A 15,239-nucleotide genomic window follows, 5' to 3' on the forward strand; every position below is an offset into this window, starting at 1 on the left:
TCACTTCCTTTTTTTGATTCGTATATAACCACGACGATAGAGACGAATAATTGTCTCAATAACCCACCTTGGATATTTTTTTGGAAAATAGCTGTGTTGATAATAGTTATAATAGACTGATTTCAAATCATCCCAGTGTGTACATACGGTAGCTTGACGGAAGCGAACAACATCAATAACCCTTACTTCCCCGTTCCAAAGAAGCATAACATTTTGTAGGTGAGTATCAGATGGATTTAAGTCTTTCTGTCTGGCATAGTCAAGAGCTTGATCCACTTGCTTTATGATCTCTTCCGTAATTATTTTTCCTTGTCTTAAACAATCGTAAAGAGTCATACCTTCTAAATATTCAAGAACAAGATAACCTGCTCCTTCTTCATAAAGGGTAGGATAATAGGTAGCATTATCAAGTTCGTGATAAATAGACGCCTCCTGTGCTGCTAGGTGAGTATAGGCTGGATAGAAAACCTTCAACACTTTATCTTCATGGGGTAGCTTGAATACAACTGCACTTCTTCCTCTTCCAACAATAACAAGCTCATCTGGTTTAGTTATCACTGTTTCGTCTCTTATAATAATGCTATTAACCATATCAGCTATAACGTTCACATCCGTGCACCCTCTTCATAATCAATCCAACATATATTTAAGTTAAGTATACTTTACTCCTTCAAAGATAGGAAACGTTTAGAGAAAAATGCCTGTCCACCCTGCCTAAGTGTAAAAGAGGTCGAATTGGCTTTTTATTCGACCAGTAGATCAGTCATTCTACTATACGAAGAGAGCGCAATAAATGTTTCATCTCTTTAGAATACCTCTCCACTCATTGTTCCCATAAATGTTTTGTAAAATAATAAGTAATCAAGTGAGATAGCGACAGACTGAATCGGTCTTCCATCGAAGTCATGAGGCTCATCTGTGTTTCTAAATTCACCAATGCTTAAACCACGCGCTGCACCCGTAATCTCTACAGCCACAGCCGTTCGATAGAATTCACACATTGTTCCTCCTTCTACTCCCATCATCGTTAATGCATCATGAACAGGAGCACCTTCAATGCCTGGAACCTTTTTCTTATAGAATTCTTCATAATAATAATCAAGTAACGGCTTTAACAACTGTGTCCTGTCTTTTCTATTAATATAGTTCACCATGCCAGGAGTAACAATTGCATTTTGCGTTACATTCAATGGATAGAGAAATACATTTTCTGCATACTTCATTACAATGTTAGCCGCCACCGGATCAGCATAGAAATTGGCTTCAGCACTTGGTGTTACATTGCCTGGCACGTTAAACGCACCCCCCATAATGTAATAGGATTTAATTGATTTCATAGTATCAGGATAGAGTAGAAATAGTGTTGCGAGAGAAGTCATCCTCCCCACATTCACAATGATTAGATCTGAATATTTCTCAATAATTCCAATCACTTCGAAGAAATTCTCTAATGGTTGAGCATCGACAGGAGGTGGTGAGATCGGTCCTAGCCCCTGTGGTCCATGAACATCGGGGTAGAATACAGGAACTTCCCCAGTCATCGGCTTCTCGGCTCCGCCCATGACTGGAATATCTGACCTTCCAACCTTTTCTAATAAGTACCTGACGTTTCGGGTCGTCTGTTTTTTCGAAACATTACCGTAAGACGCCACGATTCCGATCACATCGATATGATTTGAGAAATAGGCATACATAAGAGCGATCGTATCATCAATTCCTACATCACCAAAAAAGAGCACTTTCTTTCTCAAGTTCCACACCTCATTCCCCTTCCATTCTATACTGACTAAGATATTCAATCATTCGGAATTTAAGAAGGTTGAAAACTTAATCCTAAGAAGAGGAATAGCTGAAGATCATAAAAAAAGAGTAGGAAGCCCCTACTCTTCTGGAACAAATATATTGAGTTCGTTATGCATGACTTTTGCTTCGAAAGGAAGTTGTACCCCCTCATCACCATCGATATTTACAACAAGATCAGATTTCGATTCAACTTTAAGGTTTGATGCTGCAAAGTACTCTACCTGTCCATTGTTCTGCAACTTACCACTAAATAGGTCCGGAATAATTTTAAATACTTGTGGAAGTGAAAGCTCTCGTAGAATAAACACATGGAAATAACCATCATTTACTTCTGCATGCTCTGCGAACGATTCGATTCCTCCTACGGAATTGGTTAACGCCACAAGCATAATATACGCTTTTCCATCCCACACCTTTCCATCATACGAAATAGTTAAATCAAATGGTGTTTTGTCTTTTAAAGCTTTTGCACCTTCAATTAAATAAGCGAGTGGTCCAAACCTTGATTTTTGTTCTGGACTAACGTCATACACAGCTTCTGCTATAGCTCCAACAGCAAGAACATTCATGAAATACCGCTCATTAATTTGACCAATATCGACCGGCTTAGTATGCTGCTGACCGAGAACTTGGAGCGCTTTTTTGGGTTGCATTGGAATGCCTAATGCTCTTGCAAAGTCGTTAACAGTCCCTAGTGGAATAAACCCAAAATCCGGTCGTTCTTTTTCCATCGCAAGGCCATTCACAGCCTCGTTAATTGTGCCGTCACCACCCATAGCTACAAGCGTATTAAAGTGATTTTCACAAGCAGCTCTAGCAAATCGAACAGCATCCCCTTCTTTTTCGGTATATTTTACAGTTACATCAACATGATTTTGTTCTAAAATCGCTACTGCTTGATCTTCAAAATCCTTAGCCTTTTCTTTACCAGAAGATGGGTTAATGATTAGCATCGCTCGCTTCAATGTAGAGCCCTCCTTAAGACCTTAATCGTTATGTATTCCGCTTCATTCATTCCCTTCTTTTAGTATCTCGAAACAGATTTGATCGTTTCACCAATTCACCCACCCGAGAAATGAAGAACAGGTACGAAGACATTTAGTTGGAACCAACACACGAATGAATCGGAAAGGATTAGAAGAATTGAAGAAACAACTCTATTTCTCTATTAGTTTCATCGTACTATTTTTCATCTTACAATTTATCACGGGGCTCTCTTACACATTGTTCTTTGATAGAGAGTCTTATACACAGTTTGGCGACTATACTACTGCTGAGAATTCCGTTCTAACGACGATCGTCGTCATCGTTATCTCAGCTAGTCTTGCTTATGGTATTCAAAAATGGCTGGTAAAAAGAGTTTCTAGATGATCTAGTAACCCTTCCGCTTTACATATCTATTGAATAGGCTATGTTAATTCATATTGTTGATTTCTCGATTATTGGCTCATTCGAGTGAAACTGAAGTTTCACTCACCTTTCAGGTCTGCTGAAAGGTCACCACAGGGCGTAAATAAGCCAAAAATCAACACTGTTCATTAACATAGCTATTGAATAAAATCATCCTCCAAAGAGTTTCGCTATTGATATAAATTTACAGTTCATGCTATTATTTAGAAAAGTTCATAATTGTGTAACATTTTTCGACACGAGATAGCGAACCTGTCATCGGTCCAAAGGGCTACACTTTTTTGTAAGCGATTAACTGTTGGTTTGATAGTAGCGTAACCTGCTAACAACTAACTGTCGATCTCCTAATAGAGGATCTCTATTCTCTATACTGGTAGATAGACAGTTTTTTATTTTTTCAGCTAAGTTAGCATGGTAAAGAACTAAAGGGGATGAAGTGGATGAGTAAGGTGAAAAACAGATGGTTAATTGCAGCATCTGCAGTAGGAATACATATTTCGATTGGTTCCGTTTATGCATGGAGTAATTTTACCGACCCATTAATCAATGAGTTTGGATGGTCTGCAAAACAGGTTCAGTTTACATTCAGTCTAGCTATTCTCTTCCTTGGATTATCAGCGGCTTTTATGGGACATTTCGTTGAGAAATATGGACCTAAGAAATCAGGGCTTCTAGCTGCAAGCTTTTTCGGAGTTGGAATCCTAGGTTCAGGACTTGCAGTAGCTATGGGATCATTACCACTACTCTATCTATTCTACGGAGCCTTCGGTGGGATAGGACTTGGAGTAGGTTACATCGCTCCTGTATCGACACTTGTTAAGTGGTTTCCCGACCGTCGCGGCTTAGCAACTGGACTCGCAATTATGGGATTTGGATTTGCTGCAGCAATTGCAAGTCCTGTCATGGACAGTTTAATTAAATCTGTCGGAACAGCCAACACGTTTTACATTCTAGGTGCAAGTTATTTCATCATCATGGTTGCCTCGTCCCTTTATTTAGAGAAACCACCCGAGGGATGGATGCCTGAAGGCTTTGAAGAAAAGCAGAAGAAATCAAAGAAGAAAGGTGACCTTTCTCAATTAACTGCAAATGAAGCAATTAAAACGTCACGATTCTACTTCTTATGGCTCATGCTCTTTATTAACGTTACTTGCGGCATTGCTATTTTGTCAGCTGCTAAACCTCTTGCACAAGAAAGCATAGGACTATCTACTGCAGAGGCCGCTGCATTAGTTGGCGTTCTTGGTATTTTTAATGGACTTGGAAGAATTGGATGGGCTTCAGTCTCAGACTACATTGGTCGACCAAATACGTATACGACATTTTTCGTTCTACAAATTGGCCTGTTTGCTCTTCTACCACATACGTCGACGGCCATTCTTTTCCAGATCATGCTCGCAATCGTCTATACGTGCTACGGGGGTGGCTTCGCATCCATTCCAGCCTTTATCGGCGATCTATTTGGTACAAAACAACTCGGTGCAATTCACGGATATATTCTCACAGCATGGGCTGCTGCAGGATTAGTTGGTCCTATGTTTGCTGCATGGATGAAGGATACCACAGGAAGCTACGCGGCTAGTTTGACATTCTTCGCTGGAATGTTCGTCGTTGCTCTCATTATTTCAATTGTCATTCGGAAAGATATTCGCAGGCTGCGGAAACAAAATTCACTCCAACCTGCTGCGAATATGAATACTTAAGATCTTTATTAAGGTAAGACCCTATGGTAAAGTATGGATAAGATTATCACGATAAGGAAGTAGGACACAATGAATAAGCATGAAGCAGAATTCAGCAACCTTGTTCGGTCTTTTCGAAAAAAGCACATGGGCAAAGGACCAAGTAAGATCACAACAACTTTTTGCAAAAATTGGGCTATCTGCGAAATGGAAGGCAACCTTTCACCTGTTGAGAAGTTCATTGCTAGCGCGAATGAAGGCAAACAAATGCTACGAGCTGCAAGAACTGAAATGGTGAAAGAAATGTATCGAAACAATCCTCCTGTACAAATGGAAGAGTTTCTAGAAAGTAAATTCGTAGATCTTTTCGTAGACATCGATATTGACCGCGATTTCGGCATGTCAATCTTTGTCTTTGCTGACAATATAGAAGAGAAATATTCGAAATAGGTTAGGCACTTGGCAGCGACCCTGTTAAAGACTCAACCACCGTACTGTTCATTCATCTATCATGACATGAGCAGACGGTGGTTTTTTATTTATCACCACTAACTTAGGAGTGAGAGCAATGGGTAACACAAAACACCATGGACCAATTAAAGCAACGAAGAAGCCTCAACCAAAACACTGGGTTAGCCCTATTCCATTTGGGTTAGGTAAAGTGAAACCCCAGCATTTCAGAGATACGATGAAGATTGCTTGGGAGAACAAAGATAACATTGGCTACGCAACCAAAATCCTCACACAGGGCGTTTGTGATGGCTGTGCGCTTGGTGTTTCTGGACTATATGATCAAACATTGAAAGGACCGCACATTTGCACTACGAGGTTGAATGTTCTTCGATTGAACACAATGCCCGCAATTGACGAAGATATTCTTCATTCCGATATCGATGAGCTACGTCAATACAGTAGTACCGAATTACGTAAATTAGGTCGCATCCCGTACCCACTCATTCGTCGTAAAGGTGAGAGAAACTTCTCTCGACTCAAATGGGATGATGCGATGGATATGATTGCGAATAAAATGAAACAACTAGATCCGAAACAATTCGCCTTCTACCTTACTTCAAGAGGAATAACGAATGAATCGTACTATGTCGCTGGTAAAGTAGCGCGCTTTCTCGGAACGAATAACGTAGACAATGCATCACGAATTTGCCACTCTCCAAGTAAAACAGCCCTAAAGCGTTCAATTGGAGTTGGTGCTTCAACCGTAAACTATCAGGATTGGTTTGGGACAGATGTTCTTATGTTCTGGGGTAGCGTAGCGTCAAATAGTTCACCTGTTTCAACTAAGTACATGCTTGAAGCGAAAAAAAGAGGAACTAAAATCATCATGGTTAACCCTTATAAAGAGCCTGCCATGGATCAGTACTGGATTCCATCTAACGCTGAATCTGCCCTCTTCGGTACAAAAGTAGCAGATGACTTCTATCAAGTTAATGTTGGTGGCGATATTGCTTTCATGCATGGGATTATGAAACACTGGTTTGAAATGGAAGAGAATGAACACGGCTCTGCAATCAATCACCCATTCGTTTCTGAGCATGTTAACGGCTATGAAGAGCTAAAAGCAAGCGTTCAGAATCAAAGCTGGGAAGACATTATCTCGTCATCAGGAATTTCAAAAGAGCGGATCATCGAGCTATCTGAACTGCTTGCACGAAGCAAAAGTGCGGTATTTGCTTGGGCGCTTGGACTTACGATGCACTCTTTCGCGACAGATAACATCTCTCAAGTCGCAAACCTTGCTCTACTACGAGGATTCCTTGGTAGTAAAAACAATGGACTCATGCCATTCCGCGGTCACTCATCGGTACAAGGCTCAGGTGAAATGGGAGCAGATCCATTCGTATTACCTGGTGGAGGGTTTGATCCAGAAAACATTAAACGTATGGAGCAAATATGGGGATTTGAGCTTCCTAAATGGCAAGGAGACATTGTTGGTGTCACGTTAGAAAACATCGTGCTCCCAGAAGATCACGAGCGTAAGATTAAACTTTATTATCTCTCAGGTGGAAACTTCCTTGAAACTATGCCTGATCCAGATTTCATTGAAAAAGCATTGTCAGAACTTGAAATCCGTGTTCACCAGGATATTATCTTAAATACCTCTACCCTTGTTGATGCAAAAGAAGCTGTTATTGTTTTACCAGCTAGAACACGGTATGAGCAGGAAGGTGGCGGCACATCGACTTCAACAGAGCGCATGGTTTACTTCTCTCCAGAAATTGAGGGAAACAATAACCAGGTTGCAGAAGCTCGCTCTGAATGGAAGATTTACATCGATCTTGCGAAGCGTGTGAACCCAAACACTGCACACTTTGTTGACTTCAAGTCCGGGCAGGAAATTCGAGACGAAATAGCGATTGCCAATAAAGACTATGATGGTGTGCAACACTTGACGAAAAAAGGTGATGTGTTCCAGTGGGGTGGCGCATGGCTATGTGAAGGAGGTATTTGTCCTACTCCTGATGGGAGAGGAAACCTTATTTCAGTCGATATTCCCGATCTCGGTAAAAAAGAAGGTCAGTTTATTGTAACGTCACGACGAGGAAAGCAATTCAATTCAATGGTTTATAAAGAGAAAGATCCCTTTAATAGTGCCGAACGCTATGATGTTCTTATGAATGCAGACGATGCTGGTAAATTGAGTATTGCTGAAGGAGAAGGTATCGTAGTTTATAATGGATTTGGCGTTTTCCAGGGTCGCGCGAAGTTTGTTGATATTGCTCCAGGAAATCTTGAAGTTCATTTTCCAGAAGGGAACTTTCTTTTACCACGAGGGCGTTATGAGAAATACGCCGGTATCCCTGATTACAACATTACTGTAACCGTTGAAAAAGCTGATCGGTATAATGCTCGAAAAGATGTGCAGTATCAAGAGAAAGTAATTGAAGATTTAGAAGTCGATGCACCCGTTTAAAACGCTGAATTAACCTACATGCCCCGCTACATTAAGCTGGGGCATTTTCTTTTTGCATGAATGTGCAATCTTGTTGGAAAAATTGTTTCTAATAAAGCGAAATAGGCTATGTTAACACTTATACGTACTCTAAAAGAATCAGGTGAAAAAGATGAAATTCAATTCTCTGTATCGCATTATTATTATTGTCTGGATGTCGGTCAAGTTCTTCATTCAGCTTGAAACATTCCGAAGAAAAAGCAAACATTCATGGGATCAAGAAAGATGGCAAAAGCTCTTGAAGAAACAAGCAATCGAGTATAAAGGAAAAGCCATTCGGCTTGAAGGTTTACTCGTTAAACTCGGTCAATTTCTCTCAACAAGAGCAGACATCCTTCCGAAAGTCTTTCTAGAAGAAATTGATGATCTCGTCGATCGAGTCCCCTCTTTTCCTTGGGATAAAGCAAAGCGAATCCTTGAAGAGGAATGGTCGTCTGATTACAACGACGTGATAAAGAATATTTCAGAACGCCCAATTGCTTCGGCTTCAATCGGCCAAGTGTATCGAGCAAACCTTATAACAGGTGAAGATGTGGCGATTAAGATTCGCAGACCAGCTATTCGGAAGATTATTAAAGCAGATTTCAAAGCACTTCGCATCGTATTCTGGTTAATGGATAAATTCACATCGTATGGTAATCAGCTCGATTTATCAAGATTGTATGAAGAAGTGCGTAATGTAATTGAAGATGAGCTCGATTTTAAAAAAGAATTAAAGAATGGTCTTCATTTTCAGGAACGGTATAAAGATAGCCCAGGTTACCGAATTCCAAACTATATCTCAGAGTGGTCAACAAAGAAAGTGCTCGTAATGGAATGGATAGAGGGTGCTCGCATCACCGACCTCTCCTATATAGAAGACAAGGGTATAAACCGAAATGATTTAGCACGTAAGCTACTAAAAGGTTATTTAGAGCAACTACTCCAAGAAGGTCAATTCCATGCAGATCCTCATTCCGGAAATATTCTTATTCAAGAAGACGGTACGATCGTATTCATCGACTTCGGAATGGTTGGACATATTGAAGCGCGTGACGCGCTTTCGATTCGTAAGCTAATAACAGGCGTAGTTCTAAGTCAATACAGAGATGTGACAAACGCGCTAGAAGAACTCCGCTTTCTTCTTCCAAATTCTGATAAGCGTCAAATTGAGAAAGCAATTCAAACGTTAGTAACCCTTTTCGTTGAGCAGGATCTAACAATGATGGATGAAGACACAGCTGAACAAGTGCTAAGAGAAGTTCAGACACTCGTTAACAAACAACCGATCCAGCTGCCAAGTGAATTCGCCTTTCTTGGTCGCGCAATCTCGACAATTGTAGGTATTCTCTATTCTCTTGATCCTGAGATCAATTTAATCGAAGAAGGTAAACCAATTGTACAGGAATGGATTAATCGAGAGGAATCAGCTGATAAGCGGTATGATCCAACGAAAGTTCTTAGGCAGCTATATGCACGCCTCACTTCAATTGAAAATCCACTGGACCGTTTGTCAAATGAACTCGATCAGCACCGAGAATGGGAAGAAACAGTTAGACGAAAAGAATCCTACTCAAGAAGCATGCTTTGGAACAAACATTATAGTTTCACCTTACTACTGTTTAGTATGATCGGTTTCTTTATTAGCTTATCACTCAAGATGTCTGATCTCCTACTTGCAACATCGATATCAGGTGGGATTAGCATACTAGTCGTCATCATAACTAATGCATTTGAAAGAAGGATTTGGAAGAAAAAGGAGAGATCGAACTAATGGAAGATAACGTCATGAAAGAAACCACAGAAAAGCTTGGTCAATCCGAAGTGAAAATAGAAGGTTTAACCGATGGGTATCGCATTACAGTGAAAGGAAATGAGGAAGAACTGAAACAAAAAAGGCGAGTCGGCGGTGCTTTTATTAATCTATTAAAGCAATTGGAAAAAGCAGGTTATCGCCTCCCCTTTCCTTTCTCATGGATTTTACGTTTCTGGAATAGGTATTCAAGACCTTAATGTGAACGAAAAAGGGAGACGAAATCGTCTCCCTTTTCTCTATTTGTTCTTTTCTGTTATATGCAAGCCTTCTTCAGCAAGAGCATAATGAATACCGTGCTGAAGAGTGCTTAAACACACCGTATTCTCCAGTTCTGCTTTAGACTGAACCATTAATATACTAAGCTTTGGAGACACACCAACAAAAATCGTATTGACTCCTAAAAGTCGGCATGCACCAACAAGGTTATTCATTAATTCAATCGTATATTCATCAACACCATAAATACCCGTTAAATCAAGAATTAGCGTGTGCGCCTGATAGTTTGGCAACTGGGAAAGGGTTTTAGTCATTAACTCTTCCGACCGTTCCTCATTAAAGCGACCCACTAACGGAATCACAACAATATTATCGAGCACCGGAATAATTGGCGATGATAGTTCCTTTATGAGATTTTGAAGATCTTCTGTTCGCTCAGAAACTTTATTCTCGAGCTTCACGATTTCATGACGATCCTTTTCATTAATCATAGAAAGAATATTTTTTTTGGGTGTAATGGATGATGGAGAGAACACATATTCAGAATACTCATCCCCTTCAATCTGACTTTTCACAACCCGATACCATACACTCTGGCCAAAAAGCCCACTAAAAACGCCGGCCCAATGCCCAGGGATAAACGTTCCTTCCGTTTTCTTGCCCTGCACGTTATGTATTTTATACTCCCAGCTGTTTCTCACTCTTACAACGGCTGTAGTCTCTGCTTCTGAAACAGATTGAATCGTTGTAACGCCCCATCCAGCCGTTAAATAGGTATTTGGAAGAAGCGATACAATCTCTTCTATGTTCCCCATCGATTCATGATAGAACTGACTAACATTTTCACCTGTTCGGTAACCGGCCGTTTCAAGGACAAGTCGTGCTTCCTCGCCTCCTGAAATATCTTCAATTGTATCCATAAACACTTTAAAAGCTGTATTAATCCAAAATAAAATAACATCATCACCTTGGTAAGTAAACGTTCCTTCTTTCAAATCCCACTCAAATTGAGACCCATTCACTTCATTTGTATATCGTCCAGTAGTTATTTCATTATTCATCATAGACCTCCAAATTGTGATATCTTTCAAAGCCTACCATTGTCATTACAAATATTTCCTTCGTGTTATTGTCTCAGATAATGTGCCTATTGTCAGTATATATTATTATTGGGGGTCAGACACGTGTCTGACCCCATTTTCATTTAAACCTTCTAAGCTTATTGGTACAATTAATAGATTGTTACAGATTAAAAGCTAGGAAAGGATGTTAGCTATGGATAAAACTCAAGCGGCTTCCCTCATCTCAAATGTTCGCGAGGTATCTCCTCTCGTCCATAATATTACAAATACAGTTGTCACGAATTTCACTGCCAATGGCCTCCTTGCTGCAGGGGCAAGTCCTGTGATGGCATACGCCCATGAGGAAGTAGCGGATATGGCAAAAATAGCTGGAGCGCTCGTCCTAAATATTGGTACACTCACAAATGAAGTGGTAGAAGCTATGTTACTTGCTGGTAAAGCTGCAAATGAGATGGAAATCCCGGTTATCCTAGACCCTGTAGGAGCTGGCGCAACTCCGTATCGAACTGCAACAGCAAGAAGAATACTGAAAGAAATTGATGTTCAATACCTTCGTGGAAATGCAGCTGAGATCGCAAACATTGCAGGTAAAAAGTGGGCAATAAAAGGTGTGGACGCTAGTGAGGGTCCTAGAAACCGTGATTCACTTGCTTCAAAAGCAGCCATGATGTTCGGCTGTACCGTTGTGGTAACTGGAGAAATTGACACGATTTCAGATGGGTCTACAACGATCCATCTTTCGAACGGCCATCCTATTCTAACAAAAGTAACGGGAACAGGCTGCTTACTTTCTTCTCTACTCGGCGCATTTGCAGCGGTTGAACCAGATTCTCTTCTAGCAGCATATGGGGCACTTGCATTCTATGGTGTAGCAAGCGAATTAGCAGCTGAACAAACAGGAAACCGCCCAGGTAGCTTCCAAATTGAACTACTTAACCAACTATCACTTGTGACGCCAACACAAATTGAAGAAAATATTCGATAAAACGCCGAAAGGGAGCGCAGTCTTAAGACTGCGCTCCCTTTCGGTAACAAATAAATAAACTAACAGTAGTTATGAGCAATGAAAAAATGATCCTCTATCCCTTTAAACGTATAGACAACTTTTTTAAGTAACGGATGAAAGTAGACGATCAAGTAGTCCCCGCTCTTGTCAACGATGCGTTTCCCCGATCGATATACAGGATAATTTTGTAATGTATATGTTTTTGGTTCTAGTTCAGAAGTGATCCACTCTATCACTTTTTGTTCTTCATCCATTACTTCCCCCTTGATCCAACATATGGTAAGTTCAATAGCTTTTATCTACAAATTGAACCCCTTCACTTCCATATAGCTCTCGAACTCGATTTTGTAGTATGTAGTAGTCCATTCCTTTTTAGGTGGATACTCAAACCCCACCTTTTTAAATCGGTAAAAAAACAGCCTAAATTTAAATAATTAATTCAATATCCCCTTCCATAATATCCCTCAATTTTCCTCTACCTGTTTCACCCTATCATCAGTTTACCTTTATGTCAGTATATTCATTGTTAAATTAGAAAATAAAATGGTTATGTTAGCTCATATTGTTGATTTCTCGATTTTTGGCTCATTCGAGTGAAACCTCAGTTTCACTCGCCTTTCAGCTCTGCTGATTGGTCACCAAAGGGCGTAAATGAGCCAAAAATCAACACTGTTCATTAACCTAACCAAAAAATTAAAAAACCTGAAGCCACAGCTTCAGGTTTTGTTTATATAAAGAGTGCTAAAATAGCCGCAAGTATGCCAAACACTATCGCAATAATATACCATATAATGGAAAGTATAACAATTGTCCATCCGATTCCTTTACGACCTGTTTGAATAAAGTAAATACCTAGAACGATCGGTCCAATAATTAATCCAATAATCGCCCAGAAAAATGCACTTTTATCACGCTTTCTTGCATCCATAAATAAATAAATGGCAATAGCAATATTAATAATAAAACCAAATGACAGCTCCATAAGCTCACCTCGCTTCTCTTCAAAATGATTCCCTAACAAGTGTGCCATTAAACAGGTAAACAAGTACGCTAAATAATTTATTCGGCGCTTCTAGTTTATGTGTGTTATTCACTATTTACTGTTCTTATCATCCCTCCTTACGTCTATTTCTATATGAAGTTTATACAGGGAATTAAAGGAAAAAAAGAGTGTGGAATCTATAATTTTAAGAGTACTTTGGAAATTGCACTTTGCTAGATTAGGATTATAATAGAGTGGTAAGCGTACTAGCTAGACGGAGGTAATAGTATGAACAAGGAAAAGAATAAACTTCCAAATGCGACGATTAAACGTCTCCCACTCTATCTCTCTTATTTGAAAAGCGTTAAGAAGTCTGGACAGAAAGCCATTTCTTCTGTGGAGCTTGGGAATGCTCTTAATCTTAAATCTGATCTTGTGAGAAGAGACTTCTCTAGAATTAAAGCACCCGGTCGGAAAGGGTCAGGATATGAAGTTAAAAAGCTCATCAATCACCTTCATCATATCGTTAATGAGAATGCAGAAACAGAAGCTGTTTTAATTGGTGCCGGACATTTAGGAACAGCGTTACTTCATTACAATCATCTTAGGAAAGCATCTCCTAAAATAAAAATGGTTTTTGACAACAATCCTAACGTTGTAGGTAAAACCATTGCAGGGGTACCTGTCTATCATATTGATGAAATTCCAGAGCGTATAACACCAGGAATAACAGTTGCTATACTCGCAATTCCTGCAGCTTCGGCTCAACTCATATCAGAAACTCTAACAGAGTCTGGCATCTTGGGAATTATGAACTTCTCATCTGCTTATCTTAAGCTACCATCAAACATCCATCTTCAACAGATTGATTTAGCGAAGGAACTTGATACTCTAGCTTTTCTAATCAATTTCTTATAACTAAAAGACAAATGACGAGTGTTATAACTCGTCATAATTCACATAGAAAAACGCCCATCAATAGGATGAGCGCTACAGGTGCTTTAGAAAATCAGACTCAGAAATAATTTCAATAGCATGTCCCTCTGCAAGCAACATTTCGGTTCGTTCTATCTGACTGTTTCTTTTACCATTCATATAATCACGAAATGTCGCATTTCCCACAATAAGGTAGTTCGTCGAAGCCTCTACATTACGCTGCAACTTTCCTCCCCTATCTACTATACGCTGAACAGCTTCCTCTCTTTTCATCGCTTCTAGCTTACCTGTAAACACGATATGAGACTGGTAGAACAGGTGGGTTGTATCGACTTCAGAAGTAGCAGCTACATACGATTCTGACTGCTTCTTTGCTCGGCGTTTGTTGTTTAATTTAGCAGGTTCATAGCTTGTATCAAACATCATTCCGTTCATTGTGTTCGTTTTCTCAACAAGTTCTTTCACATTGTTTGCTTGTAATTCTTCTGCTGCCTTTAGTAGAATTTGTGCAGACGCTCGTGCATCATCTAATGCATGGTGATGCTCCAGTTCAATTCCTAGATAATCCGACACTACATTTAATTTATATCGAGGCAACGTCCACGTCTTTTTCGATATATTCACTGAGCAATTGTAGGCAAGCATCGGGTAAGGAAGATTGTATTGATCAAGAACCGCTCGCAATACGCTCATATCGAACTGAGCATTATGTGCTACAAGAAACTTCCCTTCTAGCAACTCACGAATTTCTCTTTCCCAAAGAACATCGAACTCCGGTGCATCAGCAACGTCCTCTTTCGTAATCCCGTGAATGCTGACATTGATACTAGCAAAATAGTTTTGCTTTGGTTTAACTAAACGATAGTACTCTCTTTTCAGCTTTCCCTTTTCATATTCAACAAGTCCAATTGAACACACACTACCTCTAGACGAATTAGCCGTTTCAAAATCTAGCGCTACAAAATCCATCGCTTCACTCCTTTTTATACATCTATAAATCTATCTTAAAAGGTTCTGATTCGATCGTCCAACTTTTTGTTTTAGGCTCTTAGCTAAAAATTGTTCCTCCTGAAAGTATTTTTATTAAAACATTTTTAGCTTATATACGTGGTGATTTCCGCTCCAGGATGCTCGCTTTCCGCGGGGCGGGCGGTGAGCCTCCTCGTCGCTTACGCTCCTGCGGGGTCTGTCCCGCTAATCCCGCAGGAGTCGAACATCCTTCCGCTCCAATCAGCGAAGTGTGGTTGTTTACACAAAACCTCTTTCAAAAACAACTATCTTAAGCTTAGAAGTCTAAGCGTGTGATAAGCCTCTGGCTAATACCGCTAAAGTCGAGCATCTTGGACTACGCTTATAACA

The 15,239-nt window shown here is 40.0% G+C and carries 15 protein-coding genes; 8 read left to right on the top strand and 7 right to left on the bottom strand.

Annotation, left to right across the window (positions count from 1 at the left end):
* The 3 genes from AB986_RS07375 to AB986_RS07385 all read right to left on the bottom strand — a co-directional run bounded on the left by AB986_RS07375 (position 1) and on the right by AB986_RS07385 (position 2,768).
* On the bottom strand, positions 1-609 hold the full coding sequence (locus tag AB986_RS07375) for a serine/threonine-protein kinase (RefSeq protein ID WP_053216071.1): 609 nt from the start codon (positions 607-609) through the stop codon (positions 1-3).
* Positions 610-806: 197 nt separating this feature from the next.
* Positions 807-1,751, bottom strand: a complete 945-nt coding sequence (locus AB986_RS07380) for a nucleoside hydrolase (RefSeq protein ID WP_048310984.1) — start codon at positions 1,749-1,751, stop codon at positions 807-809.
* A gap of 129 nt (positions 1,752-1,880) precedes the next feature.
* A complete protein-coding gene (locus AB986_RS07385) occupies positions 1,881-2,768 on the bottom strand; it encodes a diacylglycerol/lipid kinase family protein (RefSeq protein WP_048310218.1) in 888 nt (295 codons plus the stop codon).
* Positions 2,769-2,946: 178 nt separating this feature from the next.
* Here AB986_RS07385 and AB986_RS07390 point away from each other — a divergent pair, with 178 nt between their 5' ends.
* The 6 genes from AB986_RS07390 (at position 2,947) to AB986_RS07415 (ending at position 9,855) form a co-directional block, all read left to right on the top strand.
* Complete coding sequence (locus AB986_RS07390) at positions 2,947-3,174, top strand: hypothetical protein (protein ID WP_152670935.1); 228 nt, start codon at positions 2,947-2,949, stop codon at positions 3,172-3,174.
* 479 nt (positions 3,175-3,653) lie between these two features.
* A complete protein-coding gene (locus AB986_RS07395) occupies positions 3,654-4,916 on the top strand; it encodes an L-lactate MFS transporter (protein ID WP_048310220.1) in 1,263 nt (420 codons plus the stop codon).
* A gap of 69 nt (positions 4,917-4,985) precedes the next feature.
* Entirely contained in the window at positions 4,986-5,345 is a 360-nt protein-coding gene (locus AB986_RS07400) for a Na-translocating system protein MpsC family protein (RefSeq protein ID WP_048310221.1), read from the top strand.
* Between the two features lie 118 nt (positions 5,346-5,463).
* Positions 5,464-7,824, top strand: coding sequence for an FdhF/YdeP family oxidoreductase (locus tag AB986_RS07405; protein ID WP_048310222.1), 2,361 nt, complete (start codon positions 5,464-5,466; stop codon positions 7,822-7,824).
* 151 nt (positions 7,825-7,975) lie between these two features.
* Positions 7,976-9,616: an ABC1 kinase family protein gene (locus AB986_RS07410; RefSeq protein WP_048310223.1), complete on the top strand. Its 1,641-nt coding sequence runs from the start codon at positions 7,976-7,978 to the stop codon at positions 9,614-9,616.
* On the top strand, positions 9,616-9,855 hold the full coding sequence (locus AB986_RS07415) for a hypothetical protein (RefSeq protein ID WP_048310224.1): 240 nt from the start codon (positions 9,616-9,618) through the stop codon (positions 9,853-9,855). The genes AB986_RS07410 and AB986_RS07415 overlap by 1 nt, the downstream gene beginning before the upstream one ends.
* A gap of 39 nt (positions 9,856-9,894) precedes the next feature.
* Here the strand turns inward: AB986_RS07415 and AB986_RS07420 are convergent, their stop codons facing one another.
* Entirely contained in the window at positions 9,895-10,935 is a 1,041-nt protein-coding gene (locus tag AB986_RS07420; RefSeq protein ID WP_053216072.1) for an STAS domain-containing protein, read from the bottom strand.
* Positions 10,936-11,149: 214 nt separating this feature from the next.
* On the opposite strand from AB986_RS07420, the gene thiM reads away from it, so the two are divergent.
* Complete coding sequence (thiM, locus tag AB986_RS07425; RefSeq protein WP_048310226.1) at positions 11,150-11,941, top strand: hydroxyethylthiazole kinase; 792 nt, start codon at positions 11,150-11,152, stop codon at positions 11,939-11,941.
* Between the two features lie 59 nt (positions 11,942-12,000).
* Here thiM and AB986_RS07430 read toward each other — a convergent pair whose 3' ends face one another.
* On the bottom strand, positions 12,001-12,216 hold the full coding sequence (locus tag AB986_RS07430; RefSeq protein WP_048310227.1) for a hypothetical protein: 216 nt from the start codon (positions 12,214-12,216) through the stop codon (positions 12,001-12,003).
* Positions 12,217-12,689: 473 nt separating this feature from the next.
* Positions 12,690-12,944 carry a membrane protein gene (locus tag AB986_RS07435; protein ID WP_048310228.1) on the bottom strand — a complete coding sequence of 85 codons (255 nt, stop codon included), beginning with the start codon at positions 12,942-12,944 and terminating at the stop codon, positions 12,690-12,692.
* Between the two features lie 288 nt (positions 12,945-13,232).
* Between AB986_RS07435 and AB986_RS07440 the strand changes: the two genes are divergently transcribed.
* Positions 13,233-13,862, top strand: coding sequence for a redox-sensing transcriptional repressor Rex (locus AB986_RS07440; protein WP_048310229.1), 630 nt, complete (start codon positions 13,233-13,235; stop codon positions 13,860-13,862).
* Positions 13,863-13,934: 72 nt separating this feature from the next.
* Here AB986_RS07440 and AB986_RS21530 read toward each other — a convergent pair whose 3' ends face one another.
* Positions 13,935-14,849 carry an exonuclease domain-containing protein gene (locus AB986_RS21530; RefSeq protein ID WP_048310230.1) on the bottom strand — a complete coding sequence of 305 codons (915 nt, stop codon included), beginning with the start codon at positions 14,847-14,849 and terminating at the stop codon, positions 13,935-13,937.
* Between the last annotated feature and the right edge of the window lie 390 nt (positions 14,850-15,239).

The organism is Guptibacillus hwajinpoensis (genome assembly GCF_001039475.1).
GTDB lineage: Bacteria > Bacillota > Bacilli > Bacillales > Guptibacillaceae > Guptibacillus > Guptibacillus hwajinpoensis.